General features: G+C 59.9%; 16 protein-coding genes. 11 read left to right on the top strand and 5 right to left on the bottom strand.

The window, feature by feature from the left end; genetic code table 11:
• Nucleotides 1-12: 12 nt before the first annotated feature.
• The 9 genes from I8E17_RS22270 (at nucleotide 13) to I8E17_RS22230 (ending at nucleotide 10244) form a co-directional block, all read left to right on the top strand.
• Nucleotides 13-1305, top strand: a complete 1293-nt coding sequence (locus I8E17_RS22270) for an amidohydrolase family protein (RefSeq protein WP_069614519.1) — start codon at nucleotides 13-15, stop codon at nucleotides 1303-1305.
• Nucleotides 1306-1461: 156 nt separating this feature from the next.
• Nucleotides 1462-2346 carry a dihydrodipicolinate synthase family protein gene (locus I8E17_RS22265; RefSeq protein WP_069614520.1) on the top strand — a complete coding sequence of 295 codons (885 nt, stop codon included), beginning with the start codon at nucleotides 1462-1464 and terminating at the stop codon, nucleotides 2344-2346.
• Between the two features lie 21 nt (nucleotides 2347-2367).
• The gene (locus tag I8E17_RS22260) at nucleotides 2368-3027 is read left to right on the top strand and encodes a GntR family transcriptional regulator (protein WP_069614521.1); all 660 of its coding nucleotides are present in this window, start codon (nucleotides 2368-2370) and stop codon (nucleotides 3025-3027) included.
• Between the two features lie 60 nt (nucleotides 3028-3087).
• A complete protein-coding gene (locus tag I8E17_RS22255; RefSeq protein WP_069614522.1) occupies nucleotides 3088-4419 on the top strand; it encodes a sugar ABC transporter substrate-binding protein in 1332 nt (443 codons plus the stop codon).
• Nucleotides 4419-5354: a sugar ABC transporter permease gene (locus tag I8E17_RS22250; protein ID WP_069614738.1), complete on the top strand. Its 936-nt coding sequence runs from the start codon at nucleotides 4419-4421 to the stop codon at nucleotides 5352-5354. Before I8E17_RS22255 ends, I8E17_RS22250 begins: the two co-directional genes overlap by 1 nt.
• A 1-nt stretch (nucleotide 5355) precedes the next feature.
• Nucleotides 5356-6171, top strand: a complete 816-nt coding sequence (locus I8E17_RS22245; RefSeq protein WP_069614523.1) for a carbohydrate ABC transporter permease — start codon at nucleotides 5356-5358, stop codon at nucleotides 6169-6171.
• A gap of 33 nt (nucleotides 6172-6204) precedes the next feature.
• On the top strand, nucleotides 6205-7263 hold the full coding sequence (gene ugpC, locus I8E17_RS22240) for a sn-glycerol-3-phosphate ABC transporter ATP-binding protein UgpC (RefSeq protein WP_069614524.1): 1059 nt from the start codon (nucleotides 6205-6207) through the stop codon (nucleotides 7261-7263).
• Nucleotides 7260-8213 carry a sugar kinase gene (locus I8E17_RS22235; protein ID WP_069614525.1) on the top strand — a complete coding sequence of 318 codons (954 nt, stop codon included), beginning with the start codon at nucleotides 7260-7262 and terminating at the stop codon, nucleotides 8211-8213. The genes ugpC and I8E17_RS22235 overlap by 4 nt, the downstream gene beginning before the upstream one ends.
• A 309-nt stretch (nucleotides 8214-8522) precedes the next feature.
• Nucleotides 8523-10244, top strand: a complete 1722-nt coding sequence (locus I8E17_RS22230; protein ID WP_069614526.1) for an ABC transporter ATP-binding protein — start codon at nucleotides 8523-8525, stop codon at nucleotides 10242-10244.
• 77 nt (nucleotides 10245-10321) lie between these two features.
• Here the strand turns inward: I8E17_RS22230 and I8E17_RS22225 are convergent, their stop codons facing one another.
• Nucleotides 10322-11734, bottom strand: coding sequence for an XRE family transcriptional regulator (locus tag I8E17_RS22225; protein WP_069614527.1), 1413 nt, complete (start codon nucleotides 11732-11734; stop codon nucleotides 10322-10324).
• A gap of 205 nt (nucleotides 11735-11939) precedes the next feature.
• Here I8E17_RS22225 and aceA point away from each other — a divergent pair, with 205 nt between their 5' ends.
• Nucleotides 11940-13229, top strand: coding sequence for an isocitrate lyase (gene aceA, locus I8E17_RS22220; RefSeq protein WP_069614528.1), 1290 nt, complete (start codon nucleotides 11940-11942; stop codon nucleotides 13227-13229).
• Between the two features lie 26 nt (nucleotides 13230-13255).
• Nucleotides 13256-13501, top strand: coding sequence for a hypothetical protein (locus I8E17_RS22215; RefSeq protein WP_069614529.1), 246 nt, complete (start codon nucleotides 13256-13258; stop codon nucleotides 13499-13501).
• 56 nt (nucleotides 13502-13557) lie between these two features.
• Here I8E17_RS22215 and I8E17_RS22210 read toward each other — a convergent pair whose 3' ends face one another.
• The 4 genes from I8E17_RS22210 to I8E17_RS22195 form a co-directional block, all read right to left on the bottom strand.
• Nucleotides 13558-13962 carry a type II toxin-antitoxin system VapC family toxin gene (locus I8E17_RS22210; RefSeq protein ID WP_069614530.1) on the bottom strand — a complete coding sequence of 135 codons (405 nt, stop codon included), beginning with the start codon at nucleotides 13960-13962 and terminating at the stop codon, nucleotides 13558-13560.
• A complete protein-coding gene (locus I8E17_RS22205) occupies nucleotides 13959-14228 on the bottom strand; it encodes an antitoxin (protein ID WP_069614531.1) in 270 nt (89 codons plus the stop codon). Before I8E17_RS22205 ends, I8E17_RS22210 begins: the two co-directional genes overlap by 4 nt.
• 164 nt (nucleotides 14229-14392) lie before the next feature.
• The gene (locus tag I8E17_RS22200) at nucleotides 14393-15352 is read right to left on the bottom strand and encodes an asparaginase (protein WP_069614532.1); all 960 of its coding nucleotides are present in this window, start codon (nucleotides 15350-15352) and stop codon (nucleotides 14393-14395) included.
• Nucleotides 15349-16800 (bottom strand): amino acid permease, encoded by a 1452-nt coding sequence (locus I8E17_RS22195; RefSeq protein WP_069614533.1) that lies wholly within the window; start codon nucleotides 16798-16800, stop codon nucleotides 15349-15351. Before I8E17_RS22195 ends, I8E17_RS22200 begins: the two co-directional genes overlap by 4 nt.
• Between the last annotated feature and the right edge of the window lie 52 nt (nucleotides 16801-16852).

The following is a 16852-nucleotide window of genomic DNA, read 5'->3' as shown; positions in this document are numbered from 1 at the left end:
GAGGAGCCGTTCATGTTCGATCTGATCATTCGCAATGCCAATCTGCCAGATGGCCGCACAGGCATCGATATCGCCGTCAAGGATGGCAAAATCGCAGCAACCGACGCCTCAATCGCGGCGGAGGCGAAGGAAGAGATCGATGCGACCGACCGGCTGGTGAGCCCGCCCTTCGTCGACCCGCATTTCCATATGGATGCCACGCTTTCGCTCGGCCTGCCGCGCATGAATATATCCGGCACGCTGTTGGAGGGTATCGCGCTTTGGGGCGAGCTGCGCCCGATCGTGACGAAGGAGGAGCTTGTCGAGCGTGCGCTGCGCTACTGCGATCTCGCCGTCACGCAAGGACTGCTGTTCATCCGCAGCCATGTGGACACCTCCGATCCCAAGCTGGTGACGGCCGAGGCGCTTCTGGAGGTGAAGGACAAGGTCAAGCCTTATATCGATCTGCAGCTCGTCGCTTTCCCACAGGATGGATACTATCGGGCCAAGGACGGCGTCGCTTCCCTCTCGCGCGCGCTCGACATGGGCGTCGATATCGTTGGCGGCATTCCGCATTTCGAGCGCACGATGGATGAGGGCAGAGCCTCGGTCGAGGCGCTCTGCAGGATCGCCGCCGATCGCGGTCTTCCCGTCGACATGCATTGCGACGAAACCGACGACCCGATGTCGCGTCACATCGAAACGCTGGCGGCAGAGACGGTCCGCTTTGGGCTGCAGGGCCGCGTTGCCGGCTCGCACCTGACCTCGATGCATTCGATGGACAATTACTACGTCTCCAAGCTCATCCCGCTGATGGCAGAGGCGAAGATCAATGTTATCCCTAACCCGCTCATCAACATCATGCTGCAAGGCCGGCACGACACGTATCCGAAGCGCCGCGGCATGACGCGCGTGCGCGAACTGATGGATGCCGGGCTTAACGTCTCCTTCGGCCATGATTGCGTGATGGACCCCTGGTATTCGATGGGCTCCGGCGACATGCTTGAGGTCGGCCACATGGCGATCCACGTCGCGCAAATGGCCGGCATCGAAGACAAGAAGAAGATCTTCGACGCACTCACCGTCAACTCCGCCAAGACGCTCGGCCTTGAAGGCTATGGCCTGGAAAAGGGCTGCAATGCCGATTTCGTCGTGCTGCAGGCTGTCGACACTCTGGAAGCACTGCGCCTGAAACCCAATCGTCTCGCCGTCATTAGGCGCGGCAAGGTCATTGCCCGCTCCGCGCCGCGCATCGGCGAGCTTTTTCTCGATGGCCGGCCTTCACAAATCGATGGCGGGCTCGATTACGTGCCTGTAAGGCGCTGACAGCGGCCGGGGCCGAGGCTCCATAAAATTCCATCAACTGCTACCGCTGCCAATTCGACGTCAGTGTAGTCACATATAGGCGACTGATATGAACTTCGCTTTACAACTAACATGTCAGCATGCTACACACTGATCCCATAAGATCGGGAGGATCGGATGAGTGAGAATTTTGGCCTGTCGGCCGCGCTGGCAACACCTTTCGACGCGGATGGCGAGATTGCAATCCCGGGCGTGATCGAGCAGGCGAAACATTGCCTTGCCAATGGCTGCAAAAGCGTCACCCTGTTCGGCACCACGGGCGAAGGCGCTTCGATCGGCATGCAGGAGCGCCAGCAGGTTTTGGCCGCCATGCTCGCCGCCGGCATTGCGCCGAAGCAGATCGTCATGGGCGTGCTCGTCGATGCCGCAGAAGATGCGGCAGCACAGGCTGGACAAGTGTTGGCACAGGGTGTCCGCAACATTCTCCTTGCCCCACCCTCCTACTTCAAGAACGTCAGCGACGATGGCCTCTTCAAATGGTTCGCGGCCGTTTTCACCATGCTAGGCACGCATGCCCGCGACGTGATCGTCTATAATATTCCGTCGGTAACGATGGTGCCGCTCTCCATTTCCCTCGTTGACCGCCTGCGCACGGCATTTCCGGACGTCGTTGTCGGCGTCAAGGACTCCTCCGGTGACTGGCCCTATACCGAGGAACTGCTGAAGACGCATGGCGATCTCATCATTCTGATCGGCGATGAGCGGCATCTTGCCCGCGGCGTTCGGCTCGGCGGTCAGGGAGCAATCTCCGGCATGGCAAATCTTCTTCCTCGCGAAGTGCAGGCCATGGCGGAAAAAGGCATCGACGACGCCAATGTCGAGCGTTTCGTCGAACAGCTGCTGAACTATCCGGTCATCCCTTCGATCAAGGCTATTCTCGCCCGGTTGGCGGAGGACGATAGCTGGCTTGCCGTGCGGCCGCCGCTCGTGACATTGAACAGCCAAGATTCCGACACGCTCTTTGCTGCCTTCGGCGCCTTGTTTTGCGCCAAGGCAGCCTAACCGAACAATCCGGAGCTGCCGATGGACGGACCAGGCGAACAGACGACGTTGAGAGAGAAAGCCTATGAGAGCTTCACGCGCCATCTCTTGGCGCGCGACGTTCGTCCCGGGCAATTCATCTCGCAGCGGCGGCTGGTCGAGCTGACGGGACTGACGCTCGGCGCGATCCGCGAATTGATCCCGCGTCTGGAAGCGGAAGGCTTGATCAAGACGGTCCCGCAGCGCGGATTGCAGATCGCCCATATCGATCTGGACCTGATCCGCGAAGCTTTTCAGCTTCGTCTTTTTCTGGAGAAGGAAGCCGTTGCGCTGTTTACCCATTCAGCATCGGACGAGACGATTGCCAAGCTTCTGAAGGATCATCGCGATATCGCCGATGCCATCCGCTCCGGCGACAATTCCCCGGAGCTGGAGCTTCGCGCGCAATCGGTGGACTGGGGCATGCATGATGCCTTCATCGATGCGCTCGGCAACACGATCATCTCGAACGCCTATCGTGTCAATTCGATCAAGATGCGACTGATCAGCCAGGACAGGTTCCGCATCAACGGCCATGTCGGGCCGGTCATGGAAGAGCATCTGAAAGTGCTTGAGGCCATCGAGCGGCGATCCGTCGAAGAGGCGGTTACCGCGCTGGTCGCCCATATTGGTGGAGCGCGAGATCGCGCATTGAAGATGTAAAACAGCTTTGAATAACGGGCCGCGAATGAGGAGATTTTCGGCTAAAGGAGGAGGAACAGCATGTCATCGTCACTTTTCAATCCGACACGTCGCGGCTTCATGGCCGGCACGGCTGCACTCGGCGCGGCAAGCCTTCTGGGCGTCCGCACCGCCTCGGCAGCCGTCGACTGGAAGCGGTTTTCCGGCACGACGCTCGAAGTCAATCTCGTCAAGAGTCCGCGCAGCGAAACGATCCTCAAATATCTGAGCGAGTTCGAGGCGCTGACCGGCATCAAGGTCAACGCGGAAGCGACGCCCGAGCAGCAGCAGCGCCAGAAGACCACGATCGAGCTCAGCTCCGGCAAGCCGAGCTTCGACGTCGTGCATCTGAGCTATCACGTTCAGAAGCGCCAGTTCGAAAAGGGCGGCTGGCTCGCCGATATCAGCGGCTTCATGAAGGACCCTTCGCTCACCGACCCGTCGCTGACGGAGGGCGATTTCGCGGAAGCAGGCCTGAAGTTCGCCAAGGATGCCAGTGGCGCGATGCGCTCGCTGCCGTTCTCGGTCGATTACTGGATCGTCTATTGGAACAAGACCCTGTTCGAAAAGAAAGGCCTCGCCTATCCGGAAACCTTCGAGGACATGGTCAAGGCCGCGGAGGCACTGACCGACAAATCGACCAATACTTACGGTTTCGTCGCCCGCGGTCTGAAGAATGCCAACACGCCGGTCTGGACGGCTTTCATGCTCGGCGAGGGTACAACGCCGCTTTCGGCCGACGGCAAGCTGCAGACGCAATCGCAAGGGGCTGTGGATGCCGCGAAGCTCTATCAGCGCCTGATGACGAAAACCGCACCCCCCGGCGTTTCCGGCTTCAACTGGGCGGAAGCGCAATCGGCCTTCCTGCAGGGCAAGATCGGCATGTGGCTCGACGGCGTCGGCTTCGCACCGCCGATCGAAAATCCGGAAAAGTCCCGGGTCGTCGGCCAGGTCGGCTACGGCGTCATGCCGAAGGGACCGAATGCGCAGGCTGCCGCAACATTCGGTGACGGCATCGGCGTCACCGCCGCCAGCCAGAAAAAGGAAGCCGCCTATCTCTTCTGCCAATGGGCGATCTCGCACGACATGGGCGCGCGCCTGCTGCAAGCCGGTGCCGGCGTCCCCTTCCGTCAGTCCATTCTGGAAGACCAGAAGGTGCGCGAGGGTGTGAAGATGCCAGGCGCCTGGCTGGATGCCGTCGCCGGCTCCGCCAAGGTCTCGCAGCTTGCCCTGCCCGTGATCATCCCCGTCACGGAGTTCCGCGACATCTATGGCGTCGCGCTGACGAACATGATCGGCGGCGCCGATCCGGCAGCCGAGCTGAAAACGGCAACCGCCCAGTTCGAGCCGGTTCTGGCACGAAGCGAGGGATGATGGCTTCCGTGAGCATTGAAGATACCGCCGCGAAGGCAACCAAAGGAAGGAGCAAGCCGCAACGGCTTGCTACCAACTACTGGCCCTTTGTCATTCCTGCATTGATCGTCATTGCCGCTGTCATCGTCTTCCCCTGGGTCTTCACCCTCTGGATGAGCGTGAACAAGTGGACGCTCGGTCAATCGCAGAGTTTCGTCGGCTGGGACAACTATGTCCGGCTGGCGACCGACGTGCGATTTTGGGAATCCCTTTGGCACACGGTTCTCTATACCGTGCTCTCCGTCGTCGGCCCCTTGATCTTCGGAACGCTGGCGGCACTGATCTTCGATGCAAACTTTCCTCTGCGCGGATTCCTGCGCGGCATCTTCGTCATGCCGATGATGGCAACTCCCGTCGCGGTGGCGCTCGTTTGGACCATGATGTTTCACCCGCAGCTCGGCGTCCTCAATTACCTGCTCTCGCTTGTGGGTATCGGACCGCAGGAGTGGATCTACAATCAAGCGAGCGTCATCCCCTCGCTTGTCCTCGTTGAGGTATGGCAATGGACGCCGCTGGTCATGCTGATCGTGCTCGGCGGTCTTGCCTCGGTGCCGCGCGAACCCTATGAAAGCGCCGAAATCGACGGTGCGAATGCCTGGCAGAAGTTCCGCTATCTGACACTGCCGATGATTTCGCCTTTCCTGATGATCGCCGTCATCATCCGCGGTATCGACGCGATCAAGAGCTTCGACATCATCTATGCGATGACGCAGGGTGGTCCGGGAACGGCATCCGAAACAATCAACATCTACCTCTACAACACTGCCTTTTCCTATTACGACATCGGCTATGGCTCGGCCATGGCTGTGATGTTCTTCATCCTCATCGTCGCGCTTTCCTTTATCCTCCTGATGATGCGGCAGCGGACGAAATGGACCGACGCGGAGGGACATTGAGATGAAGCGTTCGACACTCAACCGTATCGGCCTATTCTTCGTGGCCCTGGTCATCGTCTCGCCCGTTATTCTGTTCTTCCTCTGGATGATCTCGCTGTCCCTGAAATACGAGATCGACAACGGCGCCTATCCGCCGATTCTTATTCCGGATCGTTTCGCCTGGACGAACTACGTCAATGTCTTCCAGGAAAATAACTTCTTTCTCTATTTCTGGAACTCCATTCTTGTGACTGGCGCAGCGACCCTGCTCGCTCTCATCATCGGCGTGCCGGCTGGCTATGGTATCGCGCGGTTGAAGGCTGAGAAATCTGCCGTCGTCATCATGATCGCCCGCATGACGCCCGGCCTATCCTTCCTCATCCCGCTGTTCCTGCTGTTCCAATGGCTCAATCTGCTGGGAACGCTCTGGCCGCAGATCATCATCCATCTCGTCGTCACCGTGCCGATCGTCGTCTGGATCATGATCGGCTATTTCGAAACGACCCCGATGGAACTAGAGGAGGCCGCTAGCATCGACGGCGCGACACCGTGGCAGGTCTTCCGGCTCGTCGCCCTGCCGATCGCCCGGCCCGGCATCGTCGTCGCCTTCATTCTCTCGGTGATCTTTTCATGGAACAATTTCGTCTTCGGCATCGTGCTTGCGAGCCGCGAGACCCGCACGTTGCCGGTGGCCGTCTATAACATGCTCTCCTTCGAACAGGTGAGCTGGGGGCCGCTTGCAGCGGCTGCCTTGATCGTGACGCTACCGGTTCTCGTGCTGACAATGTTCGCACAACGACAGATCATCGCCGGTCTGACGGCCGGCGCCGTCAAGTGACGCAGCCTTTATCTTTTGGATAGGATCACATTCATGGCACCCGTCAATATACAGGGCATCCAGAAGCGCTACGGCCAGGTAAAGGTCATTCATGACATCAGCGTCGATATCGCCGATGGCGAATTCGTCGTCCTCGTCGGCCCTTCAGGCTGCGGCAAGTCCACGCTGCTGCGCATGATCGCCGGGCTCGAAGAGGTGAGCGGCGGCGAGATCCACATCGGTCGGCGCGAAGTCAGCCATCTGCCGGCGCGCGACCGCGATATCGCAATGGTCTTCCAGAACTACGCGCTCTATCCGCATATGTCGGTCGCCGAAAACATGGGCTTTGCGCTAAAGCTGAAAAAGGCAGAGGCTTCCGAAATCGCCGCCAAGGTACAGAAGGCGGCCGCCATCCTCGGCCTCGAAAATCTGCTGGATCGCTTGCCTCGCCAGCTTTCCGGCGGCCAGCGCCAGCGCGTCGCCATGGGCCGTGCACTGGTCCGCGATCCTCAGGTCTTTCTATTCGACGAACCGCTCTCCAATCTCGATGCAAAGCTGCGCGTCCAGATGCGCGGCGAGATCAAATCCATGCATCAGCGCATCGGCACGACGACGATCTACGTGACGCATGACCAGGTCGAGGCGATGACCATGGCCGACAAGATTGTCGTGCTGCATGGTGGCCTTATCGAGCAGGTCGGCGCGCCGCTCGATCTCTATGACCGACCAGCCAATCTGTTCGTCGCCGGCTTCATCGGCTCCCCCTCGATGAACTTCATCGACGGCAGGATCGAGGAAGGCGTCTTCCGCAGCGACAAGGGCCTGATCCTGCCCTTGCCGGAAGGCTTTCCCATTGCTGAGCACGGTGGACGTCCGCTCGTCTACGGCATCCGGCCCGAACACATCCGCGCGGCGACCGGTGACTTATCGGCCCGGGTCGGCATCGTCGAAGGCACAGGTTCCGAGATCTATGCCAGGCTCGATTGCGGCGGCGAGGAAATCTCCTGCCTGTTCCGCGAGCGGCTGAACATCCGCTTCGGCGACACGATCGGAATCGCGATCGACCCGGCCAGCATCCATCTGTTCGACAAGGCGAGCGGAAAGCGGCTTTGAGCGCTCCATCGATCTTCGATCCACCGGCCGGCCGGCCAAGGCATGTTCTATGCGTCGGCGCGGCGGTTCTCGATACGCTCTTTCGCGTCCGCACCCTTCCGCAGGGTCAGGGAAAGGTTTTGCCTTACGACATGCTGCAGATTGCGGAAGGCATGGCCTCCAGCGCTGCCTATGCCGTCATACGGCTCGACGGCAAGGCAAGCCTGTGGGGTGCCGTCGGCGACGACGATACCGGCGAGCGCATTATCCGCGATCTGGATGCCGCCGGCATCGATGTCGGCGGCATGTCGCGGGTAGAGGGCGCACGCTCTGCCGTCTCGACGATCCTGGTGGATGACGATGGCGAAAGACTGATCGTTCCCTTCTACGATCCGAAGCTGCACCACACCGTCAGGGCATTCTCGGCCGACGAGATCGCCGCCTTCGATGCTGTGCTGGTGGACGTTCGCTGGCCGGCGCTGGCACTGCAGGTGCTCAAAGCTGCCAGAGCCATGGGCAGGCCGGCCATTCTTGACGGCGACGTGGCTCCTGACGGCGTCATCGAGGAGCTGGCGCCGGAAGCGACCCACATCATCTTTTCGGAGCCGGCCGCACAGCGTATCGCGGGAACAAACGATGTGCCCGAGATGGCGCGGCGTCTTAAACAGCAGTTCGACCATGCCTTTATCTGCGTGACGGCGGGTGCAGCCGGCAGCCACTGGTTCAATGATGATACCGGCAAGGTCGAGCACTGCCCGACCATATCCATCAAGGCCGTCGATACGCTTGCCGCCGGAGATATCTTCCACGGCGCCTTCGCTCTTGCGATTGCCGAGGGCATGGCGGCCGAAGATGCCATCCGCTTCTCCTCCATCGCCGCGGCGATCAAATGCGAATTCTTCGGAGGGCGTACCGGTGCGCCGAGGCGTATCGATGTGATCAGACGTTCCGGGCTGCTTCATGGGCTCTGACGACATGACGGTGCCATCGAAACCTGCAGCGGCTTCATGACCCTACATGCATTTATCTGCAGCCGCTATTCGTCCTAAGCGACGTTTTCTACCTCGGTACGGCAGGCCATCTGCAACGGTCGTCGCCCCTCCTTTATGGGGGTGACATGCCTGCATGCGTCGGCTATACCAAACGCGCGACCGAAGCAGGAGGATCGCCAGATGAGAAATTTCGGCATCAATTGACGCTGAACGGCGATGCCGAATTCGGGCTGCCGCTCAGTCCGTTCTTGTCTCCCATATCCTCTTCAGTGCCCATGGAGGGCATTCATGCTTCGTCGTTTCGTTTCTTATTACGCGCGTTACAAGACGCTGTTTTTCCTGGATTTCGGCTGCGCCGTGCTTGCCGGCCTGCTGGAGCTTGGTTTTCCGTTGGCGGTCAAGCTTTTTGTCGATGAACTGCTTCCAAGCCGCGACTGGAGCCTGATCTTTACGACGGCGGTGCTGCTCCTCCTCGTCTACATGGTGGCGACCGGCCTTTCGGCGATCGTCAACTATTGGGGCCATGCGCTCGGCATCTCGATCGAATCCGACATGCGCCGTCAGGCCTTCGATCATATCCAGAAGCTTTCCTTCCGCTATTTCGACAACAACCGCACCGGCCATCTGATTACCCACGTCACCAAGGATCTCGAGGAAGTGGGCGAGATCGCCCACCATGGCCCCGAGGACCTGTTCATCGCGATCATGACCTTCGTCGGGGCCTTCCTGCTGATGTTCAGCGTCCATTGGAAGCTCGCGCTGCTGACGACGACCATCGTGCCGTTCATGACGTGGCTCGTCAGCCGCTACGGCTCGAAAATGACGCTGAATTCGCGCAGCCTGTTCGGCAAGGTCGGCAACTTCAACACGCGCATGCAGGAAACAGTCGGTGGCATCCGTGTGGTCAAGGCTTTCGCCAATGAACGATACGAGAGCCAGCTGTTTGCCAGCGACAACGAAGATTACAAGGCAACCAAGCTCGACGGCTACGCCTATATGACGGCGAGCATCGCGATCAGCTATTTCAGCACGCGCCTGGTGCAGCTGATTGTCATGATGGCCGGAACCTGGTTCGTCATATCGGGGGAACTGAGCTATGGCGGTTTCGTTAGCTTCCTGCTACTCATCAACGTGTTCTTCCGGCCGATCGACAAGATCACATCGGTCATCGAGACCTATCCCAAGGGTATTGCCGGCTTCAAACGCTTCCTGTCATTGATCGACACGGAACCGGATCTTGCCGATCGGCCGAATGCTGTCGCGATCGGTCACCTGAATGGCGATATCGCCTACAAGGGCGTCGCCTTCGGCTATTCCGATCAGGCGACGATCTTCAAGGATCTGAACCTGACTATCGCATCGGGCGAGACGGTGGCCTTCGTCGGCGCCTCCGGCACCGGCAAGACAACGCTCTGCTCATTGCTGCCACGCTTCTACGATGTGACGGCTGGCAGCATTACCATCGACGACACCGACATTCGCGATATGACGCAGGCCTCGCTACGCAGCCAGATCGGCATCGTGCAGCAGGATGTCTTCCTGTTCGGCTCGACCATTCGCGAGAACATCGCCTATGGAAAGCTCGGCGCCACCGACGAGGAGATCATGAAGGCGCTGCGGCGCGCCTCGCTTGAGGAATTCGTCCGCTCCCTGCCCGCCGGCCTCGATACACCGACAGGCGAGCGCGGCGTCAAGCTTTCGGGCGGACAGAAACAGCGCCTTGCGATCGCCCGCATCTTCTTGAAAGACCCGCCGATCCTCATCCTTGACGAGGCCACCTCGGCGCTCGATACAGCCACCGAATACGCCATCCAGCAGGCACTGCTCGAGCTTGCGAAGGGACGCACGACACTGGTCGTCGCTCATCGACTGTCGACCATCCGCAATGCCGACCGCATCATCGTTATGGGCGACAAGGGCATTGTCGAAGAGGGATCGCATGACGAACTGCTCGCCCGGCGCGGCGCTTATGCGCGGCTATATGATGCACAGTTCGGGCTTTATGCCTGATTTTGGCTGAAACATCAAAAAAGCAGGAGCCGGGCTCGACGGCCCGGCCTTCTTTTAACCAGTGATAATCAATGCAATCACTGAAAATCGAACACACTCAGACCGGCCGCCATTTCATCGAGGCCAAGCGGGCGCGTGACCGGCGGTTCGGCTCTCGCCAGACAGCCCTGCCGTTCGCATAGGCGGCAGACAGGACCGATCATGACCTGATTGCTACCCAGCACCTTCCCATAGACCACCTCGTCGCGATGGGCGATATCGCAGCCGATCAGAAGTGCGGTGCGGCGCACCCTTTCGCCGAAATCGGCCCGCGGCCCCTCGATCGTTCGCGATATGGTCAGAAAGCCGGCGCCGTCGGGCATTTGGGCGGCGTCCACCAATATTTGTCCGGGCTGAGTGAAAGCGGCATGGATATTGAGCTTCGGACAGGCGCCGCCGAAACGGGCCTGTGGAAAGCCTTGGGCGCCAGCCTTGCGCAGACGATGGCCGGCATTGTCGATCTCAGTCAGGAAAAACGGAATGCCGGATGCGCCGGGGCGCTGCAGGCTGGTCAGCCGCGTGGCGGCCTGCTCGTAAGAAACGCCGAAACGGGCACTCAGACCATCGATATCATAATGCAGTCGCTGTGCTGCCGAGAGATAGGCGCCATACGGCATCAGAAGCGCATGGGAAGCGTAGCGCGCCAGCTCGAAACGGGCGATGCGATTGGCCTCAGGTGTCGAAAGCGCTAGAGCATCGAGTTCGGCGGCGATCTCTTGACGCAGGGCCAAAAGAGAGACTTCAGTCGCAATCTCCCGGATCTGATCGAAGGGCGAAAGACGCTCCGACAGGAAAAGCCGCATCGAATGCCGGTCGTAGCGACGACGCAAACCAGGCATGGCATGCACTGGCAGCAGGCGCACCGCGATGCCATGCTCGGCCTTTAGCCATGCCTTCAATGCGCCCGCTAGGTCATCGCCGGGCGACAGGCGTTCATGGAAGACTTCCGCAGCATCTTCGATGCGGGCAAAGAAATTCGGACGCGACTGCAGGCGATCGTGAACCTCGTCGAGCGGCAGTCGCGGTCCGGCGACCTCGGCAGCCCGGCCCTCGCGGCCTAGAAGCTCGGCGAGATCGGACAATCTTGCGGCCTGCTCGCGATAGGCGCGATAAAGCCGGATCATGCCGTTTGCCGCATTCGGCGCGGCCTCGGCGAGCTCGATCAGCTCCTGATCCCCAGGGATCTCGCCTGACAGCAGTGGATCGGCAAAGACTTCACGCAATTGCCCTGCACTGCCCGCCTCTCCGCCCTGCAGCTCGTCGAGGTCAACCTTATAGACCGCCGACAGCTTCAATAGCAGTTGCACGGTCAGCGGCCGTTGGTTGCGCTCGATGAGGTTGAGATAGGATGGCGAGATATCGAGCGCCTGCGCCATCGTCGTCTGTGTCAGACCGAGGCCCATGCGAATGCGCCGAACCTTCGGACCTGCAAAGATCTTGCGCTCAACCATGTGTCATACCTTTTACAAAGCTCTCATCAGCAAATTTTACAAGATTTACAATTTTACCGAAGACTGATGTCAACAGTAACACATCATAACCCTTTTATCTAAAGGCATTTTCGAGTTTTCCTCGCCCTTGCAGCATCGATATTGTAAAGATAGTCGTGCAGCGGAGATCGATCGAAGGATCAAGAGGAAGTATCGGGAGAATAGCATGACAGATTTTTACAAACTGGTTCCCAGCGCACCCACCGGGCGTTTCGACGGCATCGAGCGCCCCTACAAGGTCGCGGATGTGGAGCGGCTGCGCGGATCGGTCAGCATCCGTCATTCACTGGCCGAGATGGGTGCGAACCGCCTCTGGCAGCTCATCCACGAGGAGGGTTTCGTCAATGCGCTCGGTGCGCTCTCGGGCAATCAGGCCATGCAGATGGTTCGTGCCGGCCTGAAGGCGATCTATCTCTCAGGATGGCAGGTTGCCGCCGACGCCAATACGGCCTCGGCCATGTACCCCGATCAATCGCTCTACCCCGCGAATGCAGGCCCGGAGTTGGCCAAGCGCATCAACCGCACCCTGCAAAGGGCCGACCAGATCGAGACCGCGGAAGGCAAGGGCCTCTCCGTCGACACATGGTTTGCACCGATCGTCGCCGACGCCGAAGCGGGCTTCGGTGGGCCCCTCAATGCCTTCGAGATCATGAAGGCCTATATCGAGGCGGGGGCTGCGGGCGTCCACTTCGAGGATCAGCTGGCGTCGGAGAAGAAATGCGGCCATCTCGGCGGCAAGGTCCTCATTCCGACGGCGGCTCATATCCGCAATCTCAACGCGGCACGGCTTGCCGCCGACGTCATGGGCGTGCCGACCCTCGTGGTCGCGCGTACCGACGCGGAGGCCGCCAAGCTTCTGACCTCGGACATCGATGAGCGCGACCAGCCCTTCGTCGATTACGACGCCGGCCGCACGGTCGAAGGCTTCTATCAGGTCAGGAACGGCATCGAACCCTGCATCGCCCGCGCCGTCGCCTATGCGCCGCATTGCGATCTCATCTGGTGCGAGACGTCGAAGCCGGATCTGGAGCAGGCGCGTAAATTTGCCGAAGGCGTGCATAGGGTTCATCCCGGCAAGCTGCTGGCTTACAATTGCTCGCCGTCCTTCAACTGGAAGAAGAACCTGGATGACGCGACGATCGCCAGGTTCCAGCGCGAACTAGGCGCCATGGGCTACAAGTTCCAGTTCATCACGCTTGCCGGCTTCCACCAGCTGAATTTCGGCATGTTCGAGCTCGCCCGCGGCTACAAGGCTCGACAGATGGCCGCCTATTCCGAGCTACAGCAGGCGGAATTTGCAGCCGAGGCCAATGGCTATACCGCCACCAAGCATCAGCGCGAAGTGGGCACCGGCTATTTCGATGCCGTTTCTCTGGCGATCACAGGCGGCCAGTCGTCCACCACCGCCATGCATGGATCGACGGAGCATGCCCAGTTCAAACCGGCAGCAGAGTGATATCAGGATCTTAGGAGGAGAATGACATGGCATCGATAGCACGCGTTCGCGAGAGGGCCGAGGAGCAATCTCTCACCATGAATGCCGATCAGCAGGCGGTCATCCGCATGCTGGCCAATGAGCTGCATCGCCTCAACCAGGCCGTGATGAATGCGGTCGAGGCCGGCGTTTCGGTCGAGCTCGTCCGCTCGGCGCGCCACCATGGCGGCAACGGCAACTGGGGCGATCTGTTAATCCCCGTCGTCGTCGCCAAGGCTGCGCATCAGGCTTGACGAAGATAGATGCAACGATGTTCGGGCCGCGCCGTCATTAACGGCCGGCCCGACACTCAATCCAGCCAGTTTTCGACACGGAGATCGCGGACGCGCTTAAACTCGCCGATATTAGCTGTTACCAGGACCGCCTCCAGCGCATGAGCATGGGCAGCAATCAACAGGTCGTTTGGGCCGATGGGTTTGCCGGCAACTTCCAGCTCGGCCCTGATGGCTCCGTATTCGGCATCGGCAGGAACATCGAGCGCGAGTACCGGTATGCTTCCCAGGATAGCCTCGATCTGTGCCAGCAATTTCGGCGATCCCTTTTTAGCGCAGCCATAGCGCAATTCTGCGGCCGTAATAATGCTGACGCAAATTGCATCTGGCCCGACATCGGCGATACGCCTGGCAACGATACCCTGTGGGTTTCGGGCAAGCTCGGATACGATGTTGGTATCCAGCATGTAGAGCTTACTCAAAGCTCGATTTCTTTCGCTGGCAGCAGAGTATCATCTATATCGGGAAATTGATCCTCTGGTCCGAGAGGCTCCAAACTTGCCAAAACGTCAAGCAAGCTCTTGCGGCGCACCGGCTCGATAATAAGCCGGTCTCCTTCCCGGTGGATCATCACCCGATCGCCAGGAAGTTCGAAGTCAGCCGGGATGCGTACGGCCTGGCTCTTGTTGTTGCGAAACAGCTTGGCTTCTCGTGGTGGGCTAGGTTCGTTATGTCGGAGATGGCGCATGCTAACCTCCCTAGCTGCATATCCATATGTATATGCAAGATAACAGACCTGGTTTCAAGCCCGTTGAATCCAATGACACAAGATCGCTTTTCCACGGACAAGACTTGCTAGCTCGCCCGAGAACCGCATTTAGTCGTTGATCTTATTCCGCCTGAAACCCTTGCTCAGGACTTCACGTCTGCGAAGTCTGAGAATGCCAGCACGATGACCTCATGTGCGGCGCCGGAGGCAACCAGGGCTGCCAACAGGATTCTCGCCTGGCCAGGGCGCAGTGTGGATGAATGAATTGCCCCGGCCTCGGCAAGGTCATGCCCGCCACCGCCGCCGCCATAGCTTGAAATAAGCAATCCGTCCGGTACGCGGCTGGAAACCACAACCGGCACGCCGACGCCGGCACAGCGTCTGATGGCTTCAACCAGACGCGGATTGGCGTTGCCCGACCCCAGTGCCGCAAGCACGATGCCGTGTGCGTCGGCCCTGAGACTCGCATCCACATGCACCGAATCGCACCCCGGATAGATCGCCACGACATCGACGCGGATGTTGCTAAGCCTCGCCGTAAGCCGCGGGCTTGGTGGATTTTCGAGCGGCCGCGATTGACGGAACGCATCAGCGATATCCGAAGAGTGTTTATAGAGGCCCCAGGCCGGCAACAACCGGCCGCCGAAGCAGACGAGGACGCCACGCTCTGCATTGACCGGATCGGTAGCGGCAGCAACGGCAGCAGCAAGGTTGGCCGGCCCGTCGGCCTTGGGATGGTCTGCGGTAAATTGCGCGCCGGTAAATACGACGGGCTTGTTCAGGCCGTGCTGAAGATGGACGAGCAGCGCGGTCTCTTCCATAGCATCCGTGCCATGCAGAATGACGATCCCGTTGATGGCGTCATCGGCAAGCAGTTCGCCGACCTTGTCGCTGATCTCCTGCATGTCGGCGAGCGTCAAGCTCGCCGAATCCTTTGCCATCAGCTCGATGGGTCTGAGATCGACAGGCATGTCCGGGAGCAGTGCCAGCAGGCTCTCTCCCGTCAGCGACGGTATGCTGGCGCCGCTATCGGTGCGCTCGCTCGCAATGGTGCCGCCGGTGGCAATGACTGCCACCAGCGGATTGACTTGCCCTGCCGTCACGACTGGCCCCGCTCGGCTGCCAGCCGATAGATCCGATCCCGCAACAGATACCAGCCAATCACAAGAGCCGGCGCGATCAGGATCAGTGAGGCGATCGTCCATGTGCCGACCGGATAGTCGAGTGCCATCAGCACCAGCACCGCAAAGAGGAAGACGAGCGTCAGGATACCGGTATAGGGCGCGCCGAACATACGGAAATCCGGGCGGGCCATTTCGCCGCGCTTGGAGAGCTTCCAGAGCTTCAACTGGCACAATACGATTACGCCCCAAGCCGAAATGATGCCGAGCGCCGAGATATTGAGGGCAATCTCGAAAGCGGCCGACGGAACGACGGCGTTCAGCGCCACGCCGATGACGGTCACGACGGCCGTCACGGCAATGCCGACATAGGGTACGCCAGCCTTGTTCATCTTGGCGAGCGCTGCCGGCGCTGAGCCGGAGACGGCCATCGAATGCAGGATGCGGCCGGTGGAGTAGAGGCCGGCATTGAGCGAGGACAGCACGGCCGTCAGCACGACGAGGTTCATGATGATATCGGCGCCTTGGATTCCGATCGTCCCGAAGAAGGTGACGAAGGGGCTCTCGCCTGCTTTGTAGGCCGTGTAGGGCAGAAGGAGCGACAGGAGAAGGACCGAGCCGACATAGAAGATCAGCAGACGGGCGACTACCGTGCGGATCGCACCCGGCATCACTTTCCGTGGATCTTCGGTTTCGCCGGCGGTCGTGCCGATCAGCTCGATCGATGCGTAGGCGAAGACTACGCCTTGTATGATGACGAAGGCCGGCAAGATGCCGTTGGGGAAGAAACCGCCACTGTCGCTGATGATGCTGAAACCAGCCGAATGACCGGCGATCGGCGTGCCCGAAACGACGAAATAGATGCCGATGACGAGGAAGCTGACCAGCGCCAGAACCTTCACCAGACTGAACCAGAATTCAAGCTCGCCGAAGACCTTCACCGACAGAAGATTCATGGCCAGCACGACCATCAGCGCGATCAGCGCGAAGACCCATTGATCGATGCCCGCAAGCCAGGGCACGTAATGCTTGAAGAAGTTCATGTAGAGGGCGACGGCCGTGACATCGGCAACCGAGGTCATGGCCCAGTTCAGCCAGTACATCCAGCCAACGGCAAAGGCCATCTTCTCACCGTAGAACTCGCGAGCATAGGAAACGAAAGAGCCGGAGCTCGGGCGGTGCATAATCAGTTCGCCAAGCGCGCGCAGCACCAAGAAGGCAAAGAAGCCGCAGAGCGCGTAGACGAAGATGAGCGCTGGCCCGGCTGCGGCAAGGCGTCCGCCCGCACCGAGGAAGAGACCGGTGCCGATCGCGCCGCCAATGGCGATCATCTGGATCTGCCGTGGCTTCAACGCCTTGTGGTAGCCAAGATCCTCATTGACCGGCGGCCGGCGATCCGCCGGAATATTCTGAATAGGTTCGACTGACATTGCTCCTCCCTCGAGCCGTTTGTCCATGGGCGGATCCGGGGTGCTGATTTCG

This window comes from Rhizobium sp. AB2/73 (genome assembly GCF_020871915.1).
GTDB lineage: Bacteria > Pseudomonadota > Alphaproteobacteria > Rhizobiales > Rhizobiaceae > Rhizobium > Rhizobium dioscoreae.
The sequence above is the reverse complement of the archived record's forward strand: the minus strand, read 5'-3'. Positions and strand labels throughout refer to the sequence as shown.